Annotated in this window: 20 protein-coding genes; 11 read left to right on the forward strand and 9 right to left on the reverse strand. The window is 65.0% G+C overall.

From position 1 onward, the window contains the following. Nucleotides 1-34 precede the first annotated feature (34 nt). Both KUL97_RS08630 and rpaB read left to right on the forward strand, forming a co-directional pair. A complete protein-coding gene (locus KUL97_RS08630; RefSeq protein WP_217796578.1) occupies nucleotides 35-280 on the forward strand; it encodes a hypothetical protein in 246 nt (81 codons plus the stop codon). A gap of 68 nt (nucleotides 281-348) precedes the next feature. Further along, the gene (gene rpaB / locus KUL97_RS08635) at nucleotides 349-1,113 is read left to right on the forward strand and encodes a response regulator transcription factor RpaB (protein WP_217796580.1); all 765 of its coding nucleotides are present in this window, start codon (nucleotides 349-351) and stop codon (nucleotides 1,111-1,113) included. 13 nt (nucleotides 1,114-1,126) lie between these two features. On the opposite strand, the gene KUL97_RS08640 is transcribed toward rpaB, so the two are convergent. Further along, entirely contained in the window at nucleotides 1,127-2,008 is an 882-nt protein-coding gene (locus KUL97_RS08640) for a DUF4912 domain-containing protein (RefSeq protein ID WP_217796582.1), read from the reverse strand. A gap of 221 nt (nucleotides 2,009-2,229) precedes the next feature. Here KUL97_RS08640 and KUL97_RS08645 point away from each other — a divergent pair, with 221 nt between their 5' ends. Next, on the forward strand, nucleotides 2,230-3,318 hold the full coding sequence (locus KUL97_RS08645) for a hypothetical protein (RefSeq protein ID WP_217796583.1): 1,089 nt from the start codon (nucleotides 2,230-2,232) through the stop codon (nucleotides 3,316-3,318). A 22-nt stretch (nucleotides 3,319-3,340) separates the two neighbouring features. Here the strand turns inward: KUL97_RS08645 and KUL97_RS08650 are convergent, their stop codons facing one another. Further along, nucleotides 3,341-4,228 carry a polyphosphate kinase 2 family protein gene (locus tag KUL97_RS08650; protein WP_217796584.1) on the reverse strand — a complete coding sequence of 296 codons (888 nt, stop codon included), beginning with the start codon at nucleotides 4,226-4,228 and terminating at the stop codon, nucleotides 3,341-3,343. Nucleotides 4,229-4,315: 87 nt separating this feature from the next. On the opposite strand from KUL97_RS08650, the gene KUL97_RS08655 reads away from it, so the two are divergent. The 4 genes from KUL97_RS08655 (at nucleotide 4,316) to KUL97_RS08670 (ending at nucleotide 6,261) form a co-directional block, all read left to right on the forward strand. Beyond that, entirely contained in the window at nucleotides 4,316-4,648 is a 333-nt protein-coding gene (locus KUL97_RS08655) for a hypothetical protein (RefSeq protein ID WP_217796585.1), read from the forward strand. Between the two features lie 90 nt (nucleotides 4,649-4,738). After that, entirely contained in the window at nucleotides 4,739-5,248 is a 510-nt protein-coding gene (locus tag KUL97_RS08660; RefSeq protein ID WP_217796586.1) for a L,D-transpeptidase, read from the forward strand. 168 nt (nucleotides 5,249-5,416) lie between these two features. Beyond that, complete coding sequence (locus tag KUL97_RS08665) at nucleotides 5,417-6,088, forward strand: NAD(P)H-dependent oxidoreductase (protein ID WP_217796587.1); 672 nt, start codon at nucleotides 5,417-5,419, stop codon at nucleotides 6,086-6,088. Nucleotides 6,089-6,108: 20 nt separating this feature from the next. Further along, nucleotides 6,109-6,261, forward strand: a complete 153-nt coding sequence (locus tag KUL97_RS08670; protein WP_217796588.1) for a hypothetical protein — start codon at nucleotides 6,109-6,111, stop codon at nucleotides 6,259-6,261. A gap of 21 nt (nucleotides 6,262-6,282) precedes the next feature. On the opposite strand, the gene KUL97_RS08675 is transcribed toward KUL97_RS08670, so the two are convergent. Both KUL97_RS08675 and KUL97_RS08680 read right to left on the reverse strand, forming a co-directional pair. Continuing rightward, a complete protein-coding gene (locus KUL97_RS08675) occupies nucleotides 6,283-7,365 on the reverse strand; it encodes a methyltransferase domain-containing protein (RefSeq protein WP_254896367.1) in 1,083 nt (360 codons plus the stop codon). A gap of 28 nt (nucleotides 7,366-7,393) precedes the next feature. Then, complete coding sequence (locus KUL97_RS08680; RefSeq protein ID WP_217796589.1) at nucleotides 7,394-7,843, reverse strand: hypothetical protein; 450 nt, start codon at nucleotides 7,841-7,843, stop codon at nucleotides 7,394-7,396. A gap of 65 nt (nucleotides 7,844-7,908) precedes the next feature. Between KUL97_RS08680 and KUL97_RS08685 the strand changes: the two genes are divergently transcribed. Further along, a complete protein-coding gene (locus KUL97_RS08685; protein ID WP_217796590.1) occupies nucleotides 7,909-8,427 on the forward strand; it encodes a phycocyanin subunit beta in 519 nt (172 codons plus the stop codon). Between the two features lie 19 nt (nucleotides 8,428-8,446). Here KUL97_RS08685 and KUL97_RS08690 read toward each other — a convergent pair whose 3' ends face one another. Then, nucleotides 8,447-8,839, reverse strand: coding sequence for a DCC1-like thiol-disulfide oxidoreductase family protein (locus KUL97_RS08690; protein WP_217796591.1), 393 nt, complete (start codon nucleotides 8,837-8,839; stop codon nucleotides 8,447-8,449). Nucleotides 8,840-8,901: 62 nt separating this feature from the next. Between KUL97_RS08690 and KUL97_RS08695 the strand changes: the two genes are divergently transcribed. Further along, on the forward strand, nucleotides 8,902-9,261 hold the full coding sequence (locus KUL97_RS08695) for a hypothetical protein (protein WP_217796592.1): 360 nt from the start codon (nucleotides 8,902-8,904) through the stop codon (nucleotides 9,259-9,261). On the opposite strand, the gene KUL97_RS08700 is transcribed toward KUL97_RS08695, so the two are convergent. From KUL97_RS08700 to KUL97_RS08715, 4 genes are all read right to left on the reverse strand, one after another. Next, nucleotides 9,258-10,778 (reverse strand): MFS transporter, encoded by a 1,521-nt coding sequence (locus KUL97_RS08700; protein ID WP_368656128.1) that lies wholly within the window; start codon nucleotides 10,776-10,778, stop codon nucleotides 9,258-9,260. The two genes, KUL97_RS08695 and KUL97_RS08700, sit on opposite strands and share 4 nt — an antisense overlap. Nucleotides 10,779-10,780: 2 nt before the next feature. Then, nucleotides 10,781-11,653 carry a GTP-binding protein gene (locus tag KUL97_RS08705; protein ID WP_217796593.1) on the reverse strand — a complete coding sequence of 291 codons (873 nt, stop codon included), beginning with the start codon at nucleotides 11,651-11,653 and terminating at the stop codon, nucleotides 10,781-10,783. Then, nucleotides 11,650-13,344, reverse strand: coding sequence for an amidohydrolase (locus tag KUL97_RS08710; RefSeq protein ID WP_217796594.1), 1,695 nt, complete (start codon nucleotides 13,342-13,344; stop codon nucleotides 11,650-11,652). The genes KUL97_RS08705 and KUL97_RS08710 overlap by 4 nt, the downstream gene beginning before the upstream one ends. A gap of 70 nt (nucleotides 13,345-13,414) precedes the next feature. Then, nucleotides 13,415-15,130 (reverse strand): amidohydrolase, encoded by a 1,716-nt coding sequence (locus tag KUL97_RS08715; RefSeq protein WP_254896368.1) that lies wholly within the window; start codon nucleotides 15,128-15,130, stop codon nucleotides 13,415-13,417. Between the two features lie 235 nt (nucleotides 15,131-15,365). Between KUL97_RS08715 and KUL97_RS08720 the strand changes: the two genes are divergently transcribed. Together KUL97_RS08720 and KUL97_RS08725 are read left to right on the forward strand one after the other, a co-directional pair. Further along, on the forward strand, nucleotides 15,366-17,042 hold the full coding sequence (locus tag KUL97_RS08720; protein ID WP_217796596.1) for an alpha-keto acid decarboxylase family protein: 1,677 nt from the start codon (nucleotides 15,366-15,368) through the stop codon (nucleotides 17,040-17,042). 7 nt (nucleotides 17,043-17,049) lie between these two features. After that, nucleotides 17,050-17,610, forward strand: coding sequence for a pyridoxamine 5'-phosphate oxidase family protein (locus KUL97_RS08725; RefSeq protein ID WP_217796597.1), 561 nt, complete (start codon nucleotides 17,050-17,052; stop codon nucleotides 17,608-17,610). The last annotated feature ends 121 nt before the right edge of the window (nucleotides 17,611-17,731 follow it).

Consider the following 17,731-nt stretch of genomic DNA (forward strand, 5'->3'; position numbering starts at 1 on the left):
GAACCCGCCGCCTTAATCGCACGCGATAGGCCACATGACTGGGCCCGTAGTGCCCCATCAACGCATCGCGGGCTTCGTGCTGGAGATCCTCGAGGTTGGTGGCCTGGATCTGCAGGTGCTGGGCGCGAGCGGTGGCCACCAGCTGGCCCGGCTGATCACGGATCAGCTCAAACACCACGTCTTGCATCTCAACTCCCGCGTCCTGAAACCAGCCTGGCTGGGATGCAGGCCCGTGGCGGGTGCCGCAGACGACGGAAAACCGTTCTCCCTGGGCTTGTAACAGTCGCCCCGAAACAGGCGAACATCCGCCACTCGAGGGTGAAACTGCCAGAAGTAGTGGTCGTGATGATGAGTCAAACCAGTGATGGAAGCCGTCCCGAAGGGCTCAAGATCCTGGTTGCCGACGATGAGGCCAACATCCGCCGCATCCTCGAAACCCGCCTGACGATGCAGGGCCACGAGGTGCTGATGGCCAGCAATGGCGCCGAAGCGCTCGAGCTGTTCCGCGGCTCCGAGCCCGACCTGGTGGTGCTCGACGTGATGATGCCGGAACTGGACGGCTTCGCCGTGGTGGAGCGGATCCGGGCCCAATCGGAGGTGCCGATCATCCTGCTCACCGCCCTGGGCGATGTGGCCGATCGAATCACCGGGCTGCAGCTGGGCGCCGACGATTACATGGTGAAGCCCTTCAGCCCGAAGGAACTGGAGGCCCGGATTCGCTGCGTGATGCGCCGCGCCAGCACCAGCCAAGCCGGCGGTGGCAGCGGTGGTGGTTCAGCCGCCAATGTGGTGGTGGTGGGTGATCTGAGTGTGGATTTCAACCGCCGTCAGGCCTTCCGCGCCGAGGAACGCATCCGCCTCACCGGCATGGAATTCAACCTGCTGGAGCTGTTAATCAGCCGCTCCGGCGAGCCAATCAGCCGTCTCGACATGCTCGAGAAGGTGTGGGGCTACAAGCCAGAGCGCTCCTCCGACAGCCGGGTGGTGGATGTGCACATCTCACGGCTGCGGGCCAAGCTGGAACACGATCCCGAAAACCCTGAGCTGATCCTCACCGCCCGGGGAATGGGATACATGTTCCAGCGCATTGCCCAGGCGGTGAAGGTGGGCTGAGGAGCGGCGCTCCTCAGAACCACTCGGCCACGGCGTCTTCGCGGGTGTTCACACGCGCTTCGGGGGTGCGGCGCTCAAACTCGAGGCGAATCGAACGCTCCTGCTCGCCATCGGCAGCAACCGCACGGATCGGATAGAGCTGCTGGCCATCGCGGAACGGCACGTGCACCCGGAAAGTGCCGTCAGCCGACAGCGCCACCTGCTGATCACCGATGAACAGGCTGGCGCTGGGGTCGGTGGCGCCATACACAATCAATTCCGCGTCGGCAACGAGCCAGAAGGAGCGCTGACGCACCAGGCCACTGCCGGATTCACTGCGGCCGCTGGCCCACACGCCGGCGCCCGAGTCGTTGAGGAGGCCCTGCTGGCCAGCATCGCCTTCATGCAGCACCTCGGAACCCACCCGGCGGCTGCGCAGCCCTGCCGCCGTGGCGATCTGATACACCTGCTCGTGCTGCACGCCGCCCCCACCGCCTTGCTCCGGCATGGCGAACTGCTGGGGTTGGTCGAGGCTGAAGGGCACAAACGCATCGGCCACCCGCTGGCTCGGCTCGAGGGCCGGCACCTGAGCCACGGCTGAAAACGCCAGGGAATACCAACCACCATTGCGGAGGCGGAAGCCGAGCTCCACCCGGTAGTCGCGCCCATCCACGGGCACCGGCAGGAACCACTCGCTGGCGTGGTTGTCCACCACCAACTCCTGGAGCGCATGGGGGTGGGATTGATCCGCGGCCAAGCCAGTCACATCGGCCACCCGCAGACACAGGCTGGTGGCACCGGCCTGACGGGCCTTCTCGCGGTCGCTGTCGCTAATCGCCCAGAAGCAGTAAGCCCACTGGGGATCGCGGGGCAGAAACACCACGTGGGTGTTCACAGGAGCCGGTGCGGGCGCCATGGCGGGCACTGGCGAGGTTGAGGCAGGCGCAACAGACTTCGTTGTGCTCGAGCGCAGGGCTGAGGGGACCAACTTCTTCAGCCAGCTCAGCGGTCGCTTGGCCTCGGTCATCCCGTTGCTCCATTTACATCGCTCAATCGTCGCCGGATCCCCGGGTCGGGGAGCGCCCGTGTCAGCACATGCCTACGAGCGGTACGGTTGCCGAACGATGGAGGCAACAGATGAAGCTGAAGCGGTCTTGGCTGGCAGGCCTGATCAGCTTCCTGGCCGTTGGGATCTTCAGCCTCACCACGCTGGGGGTGAACGACGAGCCAGCCCCAACCCTTAAACCGGCCCCTGCCGTGAGCCCGGCTCGACAGATCGAGACGGGCATGCACATCAAAAATATCTACAACCTGTCGCTGAAAGATAAAACGTTCAATGCAGAAGGATGGTTCTGGCTGAAATGGCCAGAATCCGTGCAGACGATCATCGAAACCAACCAGATCCCCATCACCGAATTGGTGGAGCTCGTGAATCAGGTGGAGGGCTTCGACTCACAAATTGAGCCCGACAGCAGCGAGCCTGAGCGGCTACCCGGCAATCGCTACCTTCAGGCCTTCAAATTCTCCAGCAAGTTTTACGACGACCAACAGAACCTGCGCGACTTCCCCTTCGAATCCCTGGAGCTGCCCATCTCAGTGGAAACACGTCCCTCGGTGTTTTCGATGGGATCGGAGGGAATCATCCTGGTTCCCAATCCCGATCTCAACGAAATCAAAGGCGATTCGATCAACCTGAATGGCTACAGCACGGAGGCAAGCCGTGTTTCCAGTGGGATTCACACCTACACCACCAGCTTCGGCGAAGAAGGTGTTGCCAATGCCGGCGACTACAGCATGGCAACCTTTGAAATCACCTATCGCACCAACGGCTGGGCGGCCTTTTATCGGTTTGTGCTGCCCTGGATGGCCGTGATGGTGATCCTGCTGCTGGCACCCAATCTTGAAGGCGATCTCAACGACCTTCGCCTCGCGATTCCCTCAACCGCACTGCTCACGTTGGTGTTCCTGCAGGAGGGCGCCCATGCGGAACTTCCTGCGCTCGACTACCTCACTTTTCTCGACAAGCTCTATTTGTTTGGCTACCTGATGGCCACGGCTGAATTCTGGCTGTTCGTGTGGAGCACCAACCTGATCAGCCGCGCCCAAGAAAGCGATCATGCCGCCGTGATGCAACGCATCAATCGCGTTGACCTCACTTACCAGATCACGACCATCGCCGGCGCCGTCTGCCTGCTGATCCTGGGGCGACTGGGCAGCGGCGGCTAACTCAGCACCTCAACTCCGCGCTTCACTCCTCCAGCAACTGCTTGCGGGCGTCGGCCAAGGCATGTCGTGCGTCGTCACTCACCGTTGGATAGGCGAGGTTGAGGGATTCAAGCGCGTCAATCACAGCATCGGCCACCACTTGGCGGGTGAACCACTTGTGGTCGGCGGGCACCACATACCAAGGGGCCTGTTCCGTGGCGGTGTGGCGAATCATCTGCTGGTAGCTGTCCATGTAGGCGTCCCAGTGGGCCCGCTCACGGATATCCGCCGCCGAAAATTTCCAGTTCTTCTCCGGGTTGTCCAACCGTTCGAGAAAGCGCCTCTTCTGCTCTTTCTTCGACACATGCAAAAAAAACTTGCGCACCACCACGCCATTGCGGCCCAGGTAATCCTCGTAGTGGCGAATGTCGCGGTAGCGCTGCTGCCAGATGTCGTCGCCCACCAGCTCGGGGGGAATGGGTTGCCGGGCCAGGATGTCTGGGTGCACGCGCACCACCAGGGTTTCCTCGTAGTAGCTGCGGTTGAAGATGCCGATGCGTCCGCGCTCCGGCAGGCACTGGTTGGCGCGCCAGAGGTAATCGTGATCGAGATCGATGGCTGAAGGCGCTTTGAAGGAGCTCACCTGACAGCCCTGGGGATTCACCCCACTCATCACATGCTTGATCGTGCCGTCCTTACCGGCGGCATCCATGGCTTGAAAGATGAGCAACAACGCCCAGCGGTCCTGGGCATAGAGCTTGTCTTGCAGCTCCGCCATGCGCTCCACCCCCTGCGCCAAAGCCTCGGCAGCCATCTGCTTGCCACCCGGCTGAGCGTGGTCGGTGCTGCCGGGATCGATGTGTTTGAGCGCAAAACCGTCGCCATTGCAGACGCGGAACTGACGGCTGATCTGATGACGGGAGTCGGCCATCGACACACAGGCGCTGTCAACAAGCTGGCGAGAACCTGGAGGGTTGTCAGCAGCGGCGCCACAATCGGTGGCGAACGGACCCGATCGATGTTCCTCCGCCGCCCCCTGCATCGCACCCTCATGGCCCTGATGGTGCTCAGCGCCGGCTCCGCCGTGGCGGGCCAAAGCCTCTGGACCCTGGAGACGGGTGTGCAGTCGTGCATTGAAACCAGCAGCGCCCAGGCCTGCCGGCAAGCCGAAGCACGGGTGAGTTCGCTCAAGAGCAACCCCGCCTACAGCCGCAGCTCCCACCTCTGCAAGGAAGAAATCAGCGAACTGGAAGAGCTGATCAAGCTGCTGCCGATGCGCGATGCCGTGCCCACCGAGGTGATGGCCTCAGTGGCTGACGTGCAGCAGGCCTGCCTGCCATACGGCTTCTGAGGGCGGGTGCCAGCCAGGCAACCGGATTTCGGTTCACCAGCGAAAAACAATGCCGCCTAGTTGTCATCAGCTCTGCGCTGATGACACTGGATGCCCCTGCCGATGCTGCTTGCTGCCACAACGCTGGAGTTGGGCATGGCCTCACCGCCGGCAACGCTGCAGCCGAGGCCACTGCTCACCCTGGAGCGCACCGCACGGCGGCTGCCACGCACTGGGGACCCGATCTGGGATCTGCGGCTCGACATTCCCGGTGAGCCCGTGCGCCATTTCGATGCCGTGAGTGGCCGGGCCGACCGCCAAGGCGCCAACCGCGATCAGATGGGCAGCGAAGCCCCTCTCCCCGTAGGCCGCTATCGCCTGGGTGCGATCGAACCCCTGGGACCCCGCGACCCCAAGGAGCTGGGCCCGATCTGGATCGGCATCGAACCGGAATTCAGCACCGGCCGGCGTGTGCTGGGCATCCACCTTGACCCCAGCGCGGGCCGCAACTGGAATAGCGGCACCGCCGGCTGCATCGGCCTGATCCGCTCCAACGACATGGTTGCCCTCGCCGAGCTGGTGCGCCGCAGCGGCACCAACACCCTGGTTGTGGCGCAGTAGAGCCAGCGTTGCTAGCGATGGGGTACCGCCGAGGTGACGGCGCGGCCACCAGCGCCCCACTGCTCCAAGCCGGCGGCAATGGGCACCTCACTGAGATGCACCATTCCTCACACCACCCGCCCCGGCGCAAGCCGGGGCTTTTCGCATGGAGCGAGGCCAACACGGAGAATGCAGGCCATCTGGCCCGATGGCATGCCCGCCGACTCCACCACCCTGCTCGAAGCCCTGCGTTGGCGGTACGCCACCAAAGCGTTTGACGCCAACCGGCAGATTGATGCCCCCACCTGGAGCGCCCTGGAGGAGGCGCTGGTGCTCACCGCCTCCAGCTACGGCCTGCAGCCCTGGACGTTCCTGGTGATCACCGATGCAGCGATCCGCGCCGAGCTCCGCCCCCACTCCTGGAACCAGAGCCAGATCACCGATTGCTCCCATCTGGTGGTGCTGCTGAAGAAGCGCACGATCACCGCCTCCGATGCCGATCGCCTGATCCAGGCCACCGCAAGCACCCGCGGCATCGAGGCCAGCGTGCTCGATGGCTACCGCCAGATGATCCAGGTGGATCTGATCGATGGCCCCCGCAGCCAGATCATCAGCCAGTGGGCCGCCAACCAGGTGTACATCTCCCTGGGCAACCTGCTCACCAGCGCCGCCCTGCTGGGCGTGGACACCTGCGCGATCGAAGGCTTCAGCCCCGCCGACTACGACCGCATCCTTGGCCTGGAGACCAGCGACTACCAGAGCTGCGTGGTGTGCGCCTGCGGCTATCGCAGCGCCGACGACAAATACGCCAGCCTCGCCAAGGTGCGCTACGCCGCCAGCGATCTGATCGAACACCGCTGATCCCCCATCCCCACAAAGCCATGGCAAGCAAATCCAAAACCCCAACCAAGGCACCGGTGGCGAAGCCTGTGCTCAGCGAAGGCGCCCAAATCAAGCTGCAGATCGCCGCCACCGTGTTTGTGCCGATGCTGGCGCTGGGGATCTGGCTCAACAGCAAAGGGTTCTTCAATTAACGGCGAATCAGCCCGAAACGCTCAACAGCAGCCGCCGGATTCTGCGGCAGCTGCTGTCACCAAGCTGCGATCAAACGGAATCACGCTTCCGCAGCCTTCAAACAGGCCGTAGTGGCGATCGAAATCACCAATGAACTCGAAGTGCGAGGCAAACCGCGTTTGCTGCAACATTCGATAAGTGTTACCGCACACCGGAAATACCCGGCCGGCCTCGATGCTGTGGTGTTTGTCGAACTCCAGCCGCGTGGGTGATTCGCCAATGGAACCCCGGTAGATCACGGCCTGGCCATGGTCTTCGCAGGCATCTTCGAGTTCGGAGATGTTGAACAGGCGGTAGGTGGCGGAATAAAAGCGTGCTTCGCCCACAAGGGCGGCCAGCTCGGGCTCAGTGATCTCCAGCGGCCGGTCGCTCACCAGGCGCGGATCGGCAAAGCCGGCGGCGCGGGCCATGCGCAGGAAGTCGTTCCAATAGAGCGCGCCGCCCAGGCACTCGCCGTAGAGCACCGGATGGCTCTGCACCGCCGCCGGTAGGCGTCGATCGGCATACACATCGGAGAAATAGAACTCTCCACCGGGCTTGAGCAGCCGCTGGGCACCCCGCAGCACCGCAGGCTTGTCGGTGGAGAGATTGAGCACACAGTTGCTCACGATCACATCGAAGCTGGCGGGCTCCAGATCCAGCGCCTCCAACGCTTCGATGCGCCCCTCCAGGAAACGCACGTTGGCGTAGCCGAACTGTTCGGCATGAAACGCTTCGTGCCGGCGCGCCACCTCCAACTGCTCCGGCGTCATATCGACACCCACCACCTCGCCGCTTCCGCCCACCAGCTGGGCCAGCAGATACACATCACGGCCGCTGCCGCTGCCGAGATCGAGGATCCGGCAGCCCTCCAACAGGGGCGGGCACACCAGGCCACAGCCGTAATAGCGGCTGCTCACCTCCGGATGCACCCGGGCCAGCAGTGGCTTCAGCCAAGCAGGCACCGCATCGGCATCACAGCAGGCGCTGGTTTTGAGATCGGCACTGCTCTGCAGCTCCTGGCCGTAGTAGGCCTGCACCAACTCCTGCATCGGTTCCTGAGGCTGATCGGGGCTTTGGCTCAACCGTAGGGAAAGGGGCTGTGCGAAGGGATCAGCCGGGATCCTGCACGCTTTCGAGGGAAGGCCCAAAGGAGCGCCCACCCGCGGCCGGTTGATAAACGCCAGGCAACGACGGATCGGGAGCCAGCCAGGCGGGCAGGCGCTCACCCGCCTTCAGCAATGGCAGCGGGGCGGGGCCAGCCCAGCCGGCGGGACGGCTGACAGGTAGGGCGTAACGCAGCGTGATCGCGTCACCGGCCCGGAGCCGGGACGCGGCCGGCTGCCGCTTCACCTCCAGCACCTGGGCCTGGGCCCGCAGCTGCTCGGGCTCAGCGCCGGCGGCCATGGTGTGCACGCTGCGCACCAGCAGCTCCAACACGTAAGGCGCCTGGCGCTGCTCCTGGCCATACACCCAGGGGGGCAGCTCAGCGTGAGCGCTGGGCAACCAGCCCAGGGCGATGGCGCCCAAGACGGGCAGCAGCGGCAAGCGAGGTGCGTTCATCACCACACGCTCGCGGGGTCAGCATGCCGGTTCCTAGATTCATAACCTCGAGAACACAGTTCTTCATGTTCGACGCCTTTACCAAGGTTGTTGCCCAGGCCGACGCCCGCGGCGAATTCCTGAACGCTGGTCAGATCGATGCCCTCGCCGCCATGGTGGCCGAGAGCAACAAGCGCATGGATGCCGTGAACCGCATCACCTCCAATGCGTCCAAGATCGTCACTGGCGCAGCCCGTGATCTCTTCGATCAGCAGCCCGCCCTGATCGCCCCCGGCGGCAACGCCTACACCCACCGCCGCATGGCTGCCTGCCTGCGCGACATGGAGATCATCCTCCGCTACGTGACCTACGCCGTGTTCACCGGCGATGCGTCCGTGCTGGAAGACCGCTGCCTGAACGGCCTGCGTGAGACCTATCTGGCCCTGGGCGTGCCTGGCGCTTCCGTGGCTGAAGGCGTGCGCAAGATGAAGGACGCCGCCATCGCGATCGCCAACGACCGCAACGGCATCACCCCCGGCGACTGCTCCGCTCTGATGAGCGAGATCGGCACCTACTTCGATCGCGCTGCTGCCGCTGTTGCCTGATTCAGGCCAACACGCCCCCTCAGGCCTGCCGGAGTCCCGTTTGATCGGGATCCTCCGGCAGGCCCTTCCATTGCAGAGCGGTGCGCCGCGCCCAGAGCAACAGCGGATAGAGCTGCCGGGAGCGCGGCGGCGCCGCAAACAGCTGGCCGAGCAACGCCAGCAATGGGTCGCTGGGCTGCAGACGCTGGCATAGCTCCGCAATCGCCTCGGCACCATGCCAGGCCTGATCTCCCTCCAGCAGCACCGCACCGCGCGCCAGATCCAAACCACGCGCCTTCAGCTGGGTCCGCAGGCTGTGATCGGCGCGACCATCGCAGATCTGCAGCTCCGGCAAACCACCCACCAGCTCACTGCGGAGCGCGAAGTGGCGGCAGAACGGACAGCCGCCGTCGTAAACGAGCACCAGGGACATTCCGCCATCCTGACGGTCGCCGCCGATCTGATGTGACCCGCCAGCCCCGGCTCCAGCCAGCCATGCAAACACTGCTGGCTGCGCTGCTGGTCGTGCTCATCCCCCTGCTACCGCTGCTCCACCCAGCGAGCGCCGAAGCCGCCGAGCAGTACCTCTGCGCCGGTGATCCCCTCAGCGCGGAGGTGGTTGCCGGTGCCGTGGATGCCCCAGGCATTCCCAACAGCAGCGGGGGCACCGTTCCGGGAGCCTTCATCGTGCTGCAGTGGCGCGGCGTGAGCCTGCAGCTACCGCGCACCAACAACGCCGGCGTACCCAGCTACAGCGATGGCCGCTGGTGGTGGCAGGCCCTCGATCCCGACCAGCCCGACTTCGCCCAGCGGCGTGGCGACTGGGAGAGCTATCGCTGCGAGCGGCCCCGTTAGGCCGCCTGCTCCTGCTCTGCGCGTTGCTGCTGGTGGCCGATCACGAGCAGCAACAGGCTGATCGCCCCCAGCAATCCCACCAGCAGACCCACCACCACCATGGTTCCGGTGAGTCCGTTGGCGTAAGCACCGGCGAGAACCTTCTCCACGGTGGAAGCCGATGCCTTGCCGTGGCTCAGCACGCCGCTGCTCAGGGCCGCGCGGGCCTTGGCCTCCAAGGCCGGAATCTCAGCGGGGCTGGCCCCCAGCTTCAGCAAGCGCTCCCGCAGGCTGGCGAAACCGAAGCCATTCACCATGGCGCCGCTGGCGGCAAAGCCCAGGGCGAACCCCAGCTGGCCGGAGGTGGTACGGAAGGCGGTGACCGCACCGAAATAGCGGGCAGGAGCCTCCTGCACAAACAGGGCCGATTGAGGCACCGCCACGAACGCCAGCCCCAACCCCACCAGCAGCAGCCCAGGCACCAGCGACAGATAGGTGCTCTCGGGCTGAATCCAGCCCAGCCAGATCACACCCACCACCAGGGTGATGCAACCGCCGGCCATCAGCTGCGTGGTGCGGCGACCGGGCGCCATCAACCGGCCCACCACAACGCCGCCGGCACCAAAACAGATCAGCAGTGGGAGCTGAGCCAGAGCCACCTGACTGGTGCTGTAGTGCTGCACCAGCTGCCAGAAGTTGCTGGTTTGCAGCTGCACCACGGCCTGGGCGAAGTTCCAGGCGATGCCGCTCACGATCGCGGCGGCGAAACAGCCGCGGCTATAGAGGGCCACCGGGAAGATCGGTTCGCTGCGGCGGCGCTCAATCGCCAGATGCACGGCGAACATCACCAAACCAGCGCCGGTGGGCGCCCAGAAGGCCGGCGCCTTGAACCCGGTGACGGCATGGCTCACACCGGTGAGCACCAGCACCATCGCCGCCGCGATCGTGATCAGCCCCGGCACATCGGCCTTGAGGTCGCGGTTGGCCGGCATCTCAGGCACGAGAACCGGCAGCAGCGGTAGACAGAGCAGCGCGATCACGGGCACCAGGCCAAGCGCCAGGCGCCAGCTGCTGTCGGCCAACACGCCCCCCAGCAGCGAGCCGAGGATGAAGCCCGCCACGATCAACAGGTTCCACAGGCCCAGAGCCCGGCCCAGCTGCTCGGGGCGGCTGACAAAACGCACCGCCGCAAACGACGCCGCGAGGATCGAGCCCAGGGCAATGCCCACCAGGGCACGGCCGAGCAGGAACAGGCCAGCCGTGGGCGCCAGCAGAGCGATCAGATCACCGGCGATGGTGAGCAGCAACGAGGCCGCCAGCACCCGGCGCCGGCCGAGGCGATCGCCCAGAAAGCCCATCAGCAGCACCGTGGCCGCCTGGGCCAGCGTGGAGATGCTGGCGGCGAAGGCCAGGGTGGAGCCGTGCATGTCGAGGGCGCGGCCGGCCTGCACCAGGGCGGTGTTGGCCACGGTGGGGTCGATCAGCTGCAGGCTGGCCAACACCCCCAGGTAGGGAACAACGAGATTGCTGGGTTTCACAGTCAGGCGGCGAGGGGCCAGGAAGGAGAAGGGGCCGTGGCACGGCTGATGGCCACGAGTTGTCCGCGGCGCTGGAGGGCGGAGCGCCAGGGCCGCTGCGGGGCAGACGCCAGCTCGATCCGATCGCCGACGCGATCGAAACGCACAGGACCCTCGGGGGTTTCGGCCAGCCACACCTCCCCCTTCACCCGCAGCACCTCCGCCGGCAGGTTCGAAGCCCAGGCCCGGAGCTGAGCGCGGCTGATCGGCACCTGCTGCAGCCACAGATCACTGCGGGCCAGCTGGCGCTCCTCATGGACGGGCGGCAGCGGGTGCTCGCTGAGCTCCACCAGGCGCTGCTCCAGCCACCGGCGGCGCTCAGCCACCACGGAGGGCTCCAGCCGATCGCCCTTGCTGAACTGCAGCACATCCACCCCCGCAAACTGCTGCTGCACCAGTTCGCCCACCCAGGGATCAGCCCAGAGGGCCTCGATCCGCTCCAGATCCACCACCAACAGGGTGCGCGCCAGCGTGAGCCCATGCAGCTGCAGCTGGGCGGCCACCCGCTCGGGAATCGCCATGCCGCTCGTTTCGATCAGCACGTGAGCGGGGGGATCGGGCCGCCGCGCCAGCTCCAGCAGCGCTGCCCCCAGGCCATCACGCAGGGTGCAGCAGACGCAGCCATCGGTGAGTTCGAGCACGCGGCCGTCACCGCGGCGCAGCCGCTCGGCATCCACGTTGATGCTGCCGAGATCATTCACGAGCACCGCCCAGCGCCGGTGGGCCGGATCCTGGAGCCAGCCATTGATCAGGGTGGTTTTACCGGATCCGAGGTAGCCGCCCACCACGGTGGCGGGCACACCGTTCAGCGCAGCCAGGGGAGAGGAGGCGTTCATCCGGCGACAGCTCCAGCGAGATCGCCATACACGCAGACGCCGTCCTTGACGGTGGCCACCACGTTGATCGAGAGCAGCTCCTCGGGAGTGAGGGCAGTGGGGTCGTGATCCAGCACCACCAGATCAGCGCGCTTGCCCACCGCCAGGCTGCCCTTGCTGTCCTCCTCGCGGATCTGCCAGGCCGCCTCGATCGTGAGGGCGCGCAGGGCGGCGTTCACATCCACCCGTTCGTGCTCACCGAGCACCACGCCGCTGCGACTGCGGCGGGTCATCGCCGTCTCCATCATCCGCATCGGCTCGATCGGCGTCACCGAGAAGTCGTTGTGGTTGGAGCAGTGCAGGCCCAGAGCGATGGCGCTGGCCATCGGACTCATCCAGCTGGCGCGCTCAAGGCCGAGATTGGCGATGTGCACATCGCCGTAGAAGAAGGCATGCACCGTGAAGAAGCTCGGGTGCAGGCCCAGCTCCACATACTGCTCCAGCTGGCCCGGCACCATGAACTGGGAGTGGATGATCACCGTGCGGTGGTCCTGCTCCGGGCTGAGACCAGCCTTGCGGCAGGCCTCGATCATCATCGAAATGGCCGCATCGCCATTGCAGTGGGCGAACATCTGAAGCCCTTGGCCAGCCAACTGGGCCACGGTGTCGTTGAGCACCTCTGGCGGGAACAGAGGCTGGCCGCGCCAGTTGGCTTCACCGTTCGGTCCGGGGGTGAGCAGCGGTTCACTCCAGAAGGCGGTCTTGCCCTGGGGTGAGCCGTCCACCAGCAGCTTGATGCCCTGCAGCTTCAGGTGCTGGTGGTAGGTGCCGAAGGCGTCGCGAGCCGGCTGTGGCAGCTCCAGGGAGCCACCGTGAAAATCGGGAAAGCGCTCGCGCAGCATCGCCGGCACCTCCAGCACCAGCGGCAGCAACACCAGATCGAGCAGCAAGCGGCCCTGCTGGGCAGCCTTCTGGAACAGGCCGAGATCAGCGGCACTGGTGGCGCCATCCTGGGCGGTGGTGATGCCCTGGCTCAGATAGAGCTGCTGCGCGTCGCCAAAGCGCTCCAACAGCTCCTCCTCCGAGGGCTTGGGCATGTGCACGAACAGCGGGATGAAGGCTGTTTCCATCACCAGGCCCGCCGGCTCGGTGCTGCCGGGCAGCCGCACGATCACCCCGCCGGCGGGATCGGGGGTGCTGGCGTCGTAACCCACCAGCTTCAGGGCACAGCTGTTGAGCACCGCTCCGTGATTGGAGTTGTGGATCAACATCAGCGGGTTGTCTGGAAACAGCGGATCGAGATCACGCTTGTCCAGCGGGCGGCCATCGGAGAGACCGTCGGGGTCGTAGCCGTAGGCCACCAACCACTGCCCCGGCTGCAGCGGATTGGCCTGCACGTGCTCCTGAAGCACCTGCTGCAGCGAGGCGATCGAGGTGACAGGTCCAGCCGGCGGCCGCTGGATGTTGGCCCACTTCACCACCTGCAGAGCATTGGTGAAATGCCCATGGGCATCGATGAAACCCGGCAGCAGGGTGCGTCCCTGGAGATCCACCCGGCGGGTCTGCGGGCCGGCGTGGACCATCACCTCATCCTTCGAGCCAACGGCAACGATGCATCCGCCGGCGATGGCGATCGCCTCAGCGCGGGGATGCGAAAACTCCATCGTGAGAATGGGGCCTCCAAAGAGAATCAGCTCGGCAACACTGGCCATTCGGTCAACGTGTGTTTCTGAGGGTTAGCGGGATCGGAAGCTTCCGTCATCCAAGCGAGAGAACTGTTAATCAACAACAGCGACGCATGTACGCCGTGGCCAGATGCCGGTGCGGGGTGGGATCACTCACACCGGCAGCCTCTTGAAAGGCCATGACATCAATGCATGCACCGCTCAGCCAGGTGTTCCGAACACTGATGCCATCGTCGAGATGGATCGGATCCACGTCGTAGGGATCGCGATCAAGCTGAACGAAATCCGCCAGTTTTCCCACCTCAATCGAACCAACCTCGTGCTCGCGGCCGAGGATGAAGGCCGCATCGATGGTCTGCGCCCGCAGGGCCTGATCGAGGCTCACCCGCTGATCGAGGCCATGGGCCTGTCCCGAAGTGGTGGTGCGGGTAACAGCCGTTTTGATGTTACCCAGAGGCGAGGGCGGACTCACCGAGCCATCGTTGTGATACGAGGGCCGCAGACCGGCATCGGTGGCGTCCTTGATGCGACACCAGTAGGAACCCTGCTCGTGATCGAACATCTGACCATCCAGCAGATCGCCCCAGTACTGGAACTGAAACACCCCCATCGAGGCGTACACACCCAGACTGGCGGCTCGCTGGAGTTGATCGGGCCGGGCGGCACCGAGATGCTCCAGGCGCCAGCGGTGATCCGTGCCAAGCAGGTTATGACGAGTGAGGGCAGCCTCAAAGGCATCAAGCACCACATCGAGAGCGGCATCACCATTGACATGAATCGCCATCTGCCAGTTCTGACTGCAGATGGACGACTGATGCTGTAAATCAAACTGGAGGCGATCACCACTCAGCTGATCGAGGATCGTATCGAGCTGTTCACGGGTGTAATTCATCGCGGTGGGGATCCCGGGCTTGATGCCGGCTGCCCGCACAACGGGTGTATCAAGATAAGGAAAAGTGAGGGCGATGTTGCCCACCCAAGGGGAGCCATCGGCCCAGAGCTTGATGCCCTTCTTCGCCAACATCTCCGGCGGCACCGTGGATTCCCAGGGCCCGGCACAGTCGCTCGCTGTGGACACGTGATAGAGCGAAATGCGCAAGGGGCAGTGCGGTAGCTGCGCGAGTGTCTCGAACGCTCCCTTCTGCGAACTGTTGTAGGTGAGCTCGGCCGCCGAAGTAATGCCATTGCCCGCCATCAGCGCATACCACTGCGCTGCCGAGGCCAGGGGGTGGGGCACCAGCTCACCCATCAGCGCCTCGATCAGCAGCATCAGCGTCGGCGCTTCAAACGATTGACCGTTGGACGTTCCATCAGCATTGCGCCCGAAGGAGCCCCCCACGGGATCGGGCGGCGGCGCCACACTCCAGCCCATCCGTTCAATCACCGCGGAATTGAAGTACGCCGCATGCCCGGAGTTATCGAGCACCAGCACCTCACGATCCGGGAAATAGACATCCAGCACAGTCCTGTCGGGAGCAGCGGTGCCGTGCAGCAGCCGATCAAAACCGTTGAACAGCAGGGCCTGACCCGGTGGCGCCTCAGCCTGAACCTTCTCAAACAGGGCTGTGACCGCAGCCCAGGTGGGATAGCCCACATAAGGAGCAATCCAGTAGGCAGGAGGCTGGGTCGCCACGCCGGACAACACGGGATGGGAATGGGACTCGACAAAACCTGGAAGCAGCACATCCGAACCCAGATCGATCAGTTCGGCATCGGGCAACTGCCGCTCACAGTGGGCCTGATCACCCACGGCCTGGATCCGTCCGTCGGCCCCAACGCCCACCGCGCTGACCACAGGCTGCGCTGGATTCATCGTGAGGATGCGCGCAGCAACAAAAATGCGAGGGCGATCGATGGGCAATGAAGAACTCCCGGATAAACGAAGACCCCCTCTTCACTAGCGAAGCCGGCTCATCTTGTCAGCCTGAAGCGAATGCACCAACAATATTTGTCACAAAGGCTGCAATAATGAAGTGTCATTTGCATTTATCAACAGACCTTTAGGAGCTCGCTAAGCCTTTAAAAGGTTCACGCCGCCAGCTTTGTCCATGTCGAATCCCACCGTCGCCCACTACACCCTCAGCCGCCTCTCCCAGCTGGGCATCGACCAGATCTTCGGCGTTCCCGGTGATTACGCCTTCTCGATCGACGATGCAGCCGAGGAGGTGCCCGGCCTGAGCTGGGTGGCCTGCGCCAATGAACTCAATGCCGCCTACGCCGCTGATGGCTACGCCCGCATCCGCGGGGCGGCGCTGCTCTCCACCACCTACGGCGTGGGTGAACTCTCCGCCATCAACGGCGTGATGGGCAGCAAGGCGCATCGCCTACCGGTGTTTCACCTGGTGGGTATGCCCAGTGAACGCATCCAGAAGCAGGGGCTGATCACCCACCACAACCTGGGCGATGCGGTCTACGACCGCTTCCAGGCGCTGTCTGCCGAAGCAGCCTGTGTGAGCGCCGTGCTGACACCCGACAACTGCATTGATGAGCTCGAGCGCGTGATTCGCGAGGCGCTGCGCCAGAGCAGGCCGGCCTACCTGGTGATCTCGGAGGTGAACGGGGGCCAGCCCGTGCTCGGCACGCCGGTGCAAGGCCAACCGCTTAACGCCGTGAAGCGGCAGCGCAGCGTGCCTGAAGAACTCGAAGCCGCCGTGGGCACGATCCTGGCCCGCCTGGAGGCAGCGCAGTGCCCTGTGGCCGTGCTCACCCACCTGGTGAGCCGCTACGGCGTGCGCGACCAGGCCCTGGAGCTGATCCGCAAAACCAATCTGCCCACCGCCCTCACCCCCAACGACAAGGGCACCATCGACGAATCCATGCCGCAGTACGCCGGGCTCTACGCCGGCGACTGGTCATCGTCGGACGCGGTGCGCGATCTGGTGGGCGATGCCGATCTGGTGCTCGACATCGGCGGCATCGTGACGACTGAGCTCAACACCGGCTTGTGGACGGGCAACTACGACCCCGCCAAGGTGGTGTCGATCCAGGACAACTTTGTGCGCGCCGGCAACAAGGTGTTCGTGAATGTGGCCATCAACGATGTGCTGAACGCCCTGTGCGAGCGGGTGACTACCCGCTGCGGCGACCACGGGCTGAAGCAGGAGGCGATGCCGCTGGTGGGAGCCCCCACCGATGCCACCAGTTCAGCCAACTTCTATCCGCGCCTGCAGCGCCGCCTGCGCTCCGGCGACACGCTGGTGATCGAAACCGGCACCTGCATGACCCATCTCAACCGGGTGCTGCTGCCGGAGGGCGTGAGCGCGGAAGGCCAGGGCCTCTGGGGATCGATCGGTTGGGCCACACCAGCCTGCTTGGGGGTGGTGATGGCGAAGAGCTCGGGCCACACCTGGATGGTGACCGGCGATGGCTCCCATCAGCTCACCCTCAACGAGATCGCGGTGATGGGTCGCTATGGGGTGAAGCCGCGCATTTTCGTGCTCAACAACGGCCTCTTCGGCATTGAGGATGTGATCAGCGAGCGCGGCCACGGCTACGACGATCTTGCGCCGGTGAACTACCACCTGCTGCCGGAAGCCTTCGGCTGCCGCAACTGGCTCAGCGCCCGGGTGAGCACCGTGGCGGAACTCGATGCGGTGCTCGATCAGATCGACACCCACGACGGCGCCGCCTACATCGAGGTGATGATCCCCAACGAAGAGAGCCAGCCCCTGCCGCAGAGCACGATCGACAGCGGCTACAAACTCAGCACACCTCCCATCGGCTGAAGCCCCCATGTCTCTCCCTCCCTGGCGGCCGTTGCTGCGCGGCGCCCGCCAGCGGGAGGGGAGATCCCCGCAAGCCCGCTGGCTGCAGCTGGCCACGCTGGGGGGCGATGGCGCGCCGCGGGTGCGCACGCTCGTGTTCCGCGGCTGGGCCGGACCCGCCGAGCTGGATCTGCTCACCGACAGCCGCAGCGGCAAAGCCAGCGAGCTGATCGCCGAACCCCGCCTTGAGCTCTGCTGGTTGCTGCCGAAGGCGCGCTCGCAGTTCCGGCTGCGGGGCCGCCGATTCGAGCTGCCGCCAGAGGAGGAGCAGAACGCCCGCGAGCAGCACTGGCAGCAGCTCAACCCCGGCGCCCGCGCCCTCTGGGGCTGGCCGGAGCCTGGTGCGCCATTCGATGCCAGCGCCGCCTTCCCGTCCGAGCTGCCGGAGGGCACACCCTTACCGGCGTGCTTCACCCTGCTGCGCATCGCCGTGGCCCAGGTAGAGCTGCTGGAGCTCACCGGACACCCCCACCAGCGCCGCCGCTGGCGCGCTGAGCAGAACTGGGCCGAGGAGCGGCTGAACCCCTGAACTGCAGCACCAGGGATCTGGTCTTGACTCTCCAGTAACTGGAGTAGCCACACTGAAAAGATCCCCTGCCTGCCTGGGCTGTGAAAGCCACCCCCGCCCTTCGTGCTGTTCGGCTCTACCG

Origin of the sequence: Synechococcus sp. HK05 (assembly GCF_019104765.1) — a bacterium.
Taxonomy (GTDB): Bacteria; Cyanobacteriota; Cyanobacteriia; order PCC-6307; family Cyanobiaceae; genus Vulcanococcus.

Coding starts and splice junctions, on each gene's coding strand:
- KUL97_RS08630 (WP_217796578.1), top strand. CDS start 35: ATGACTGGGCCCGTAGTGCCCCATCAACGCATCGCGGGCTTCGTGCTG.
- rpaB (WP_217796580.1), top strand. CDS start 349: ATGAGTCAAACCAGTGATGGAAGCCGTCCCGAAGGGCTCAAGATCCTG.
- KUL97_RS08640 (WP_217796582.1), bottom strand. CDS start 2,008: ATGGCGCCCGCACCGGCTCCTGTGAACACCCACGTGGTGTTTCTGCCC.
- KUL97_RS08645 (WP_217796583.1), top strand. CDS start 2,230: ATGAAGCTGAAGCGGTCTTGGCTGGCAGGCCTGATCAGCTTCCTGGCC.
- KUL97_RS08650 (WP_217796584.1), bottom strand. CDS start 4,228: ATGGCCGACTCCCGTCATCAGATCAGCCGTCAGTTCCGCGTCTGCAAT.
- KUL97_RS08655 (WP_217796585.1), top strand. CDS start 4,316: ATGTTCCTCCGCCGCCCCCTGCATCGCACCCTCATGGCCCTGATGGTG.
- KUL97_RS08660 (WP_217796586.1), top strand. CDS start 4,739: ATGCCCCTGCCGATGCTGCTTGCTGCCACAACGCTGGAGTTGGGCATG.
- KUL97_RS08665 (WP_217796587.1), top strand. CDS start 5,417: ATGCAGGCCATCTGGCCCGATGGCATGCCCGCCGACTCCACCACCCTG.
- KUL97_RS08670 (WP_217796588.1), top strand. CDS start 6,109: ATGGCAAGCAAATCCAAAACCCCAACCAAGGCACCGGTGGCGAAGCCT.
- KUL97_RS08680 (WP_217796589.1), bottom strand. CDS start 7,843: ATGAACGCACCTCGCTTGCCGCTGCTGCCCGTCTTGGGCGCCATCGCC.
- KUL97_RS08685 (WP_217796590.1), top strand. CDS start 7,909: ATGTTCGACGCCTTTACCAAGGTTGTTGCCCAGGCCGACGCCCGCGGC.
- KUL97_RS08690 (WP_217796591.1), bottom strand. CDS start 8,839: ATGTCCCTGGTGCTCGTTTACGACGGCGGCTGTCCGTTCTGCCGCCAC.
- KUL97_RS08695 (WP_217796592.1), top strand. CDS start 8,902: ATGCAAACACTGCTGGCTGCGCTGCTGGTCGTGCTCATCCCCCTGCTA.
- KUL97_RS08705 (WP_217796593.1), bottom strand. CDS start 11,653: ATGAACGCCTCCTCTCCCCTGGCTGCGCTGAACGGTGTGCCCGCCACC.
- KUL97_RS08710 (WP_217796594.1), bottom strand. CDS start 13,344: ATGGCCAGTGTTGCCGAGCTGATTCTCTTTGGAGGCCCCATTCTCACG.
- KUL97_RS08715 (WP_254896368.1), bottom strand. CDS start 15,130: ATGAATCCAGCGCAGCCTGTGGTCAGCGCGGTGGGCGTTGGGGCCGAC.
- KUL97_RS08720 (WP_217796596.1), top strand. CDS start 15,366: ATGTCGAATCCCACCGTCGCCCACTACACCCTCAGCCGCCTCTCCCAG.
- KUL97_RS08725 (WP_217796597.1), top strand. CDS start 17,050: ATGTCTCTCCCTCCCTGGCGGCCGTTGCTGCGCGGCGCCCGCCAGCGG.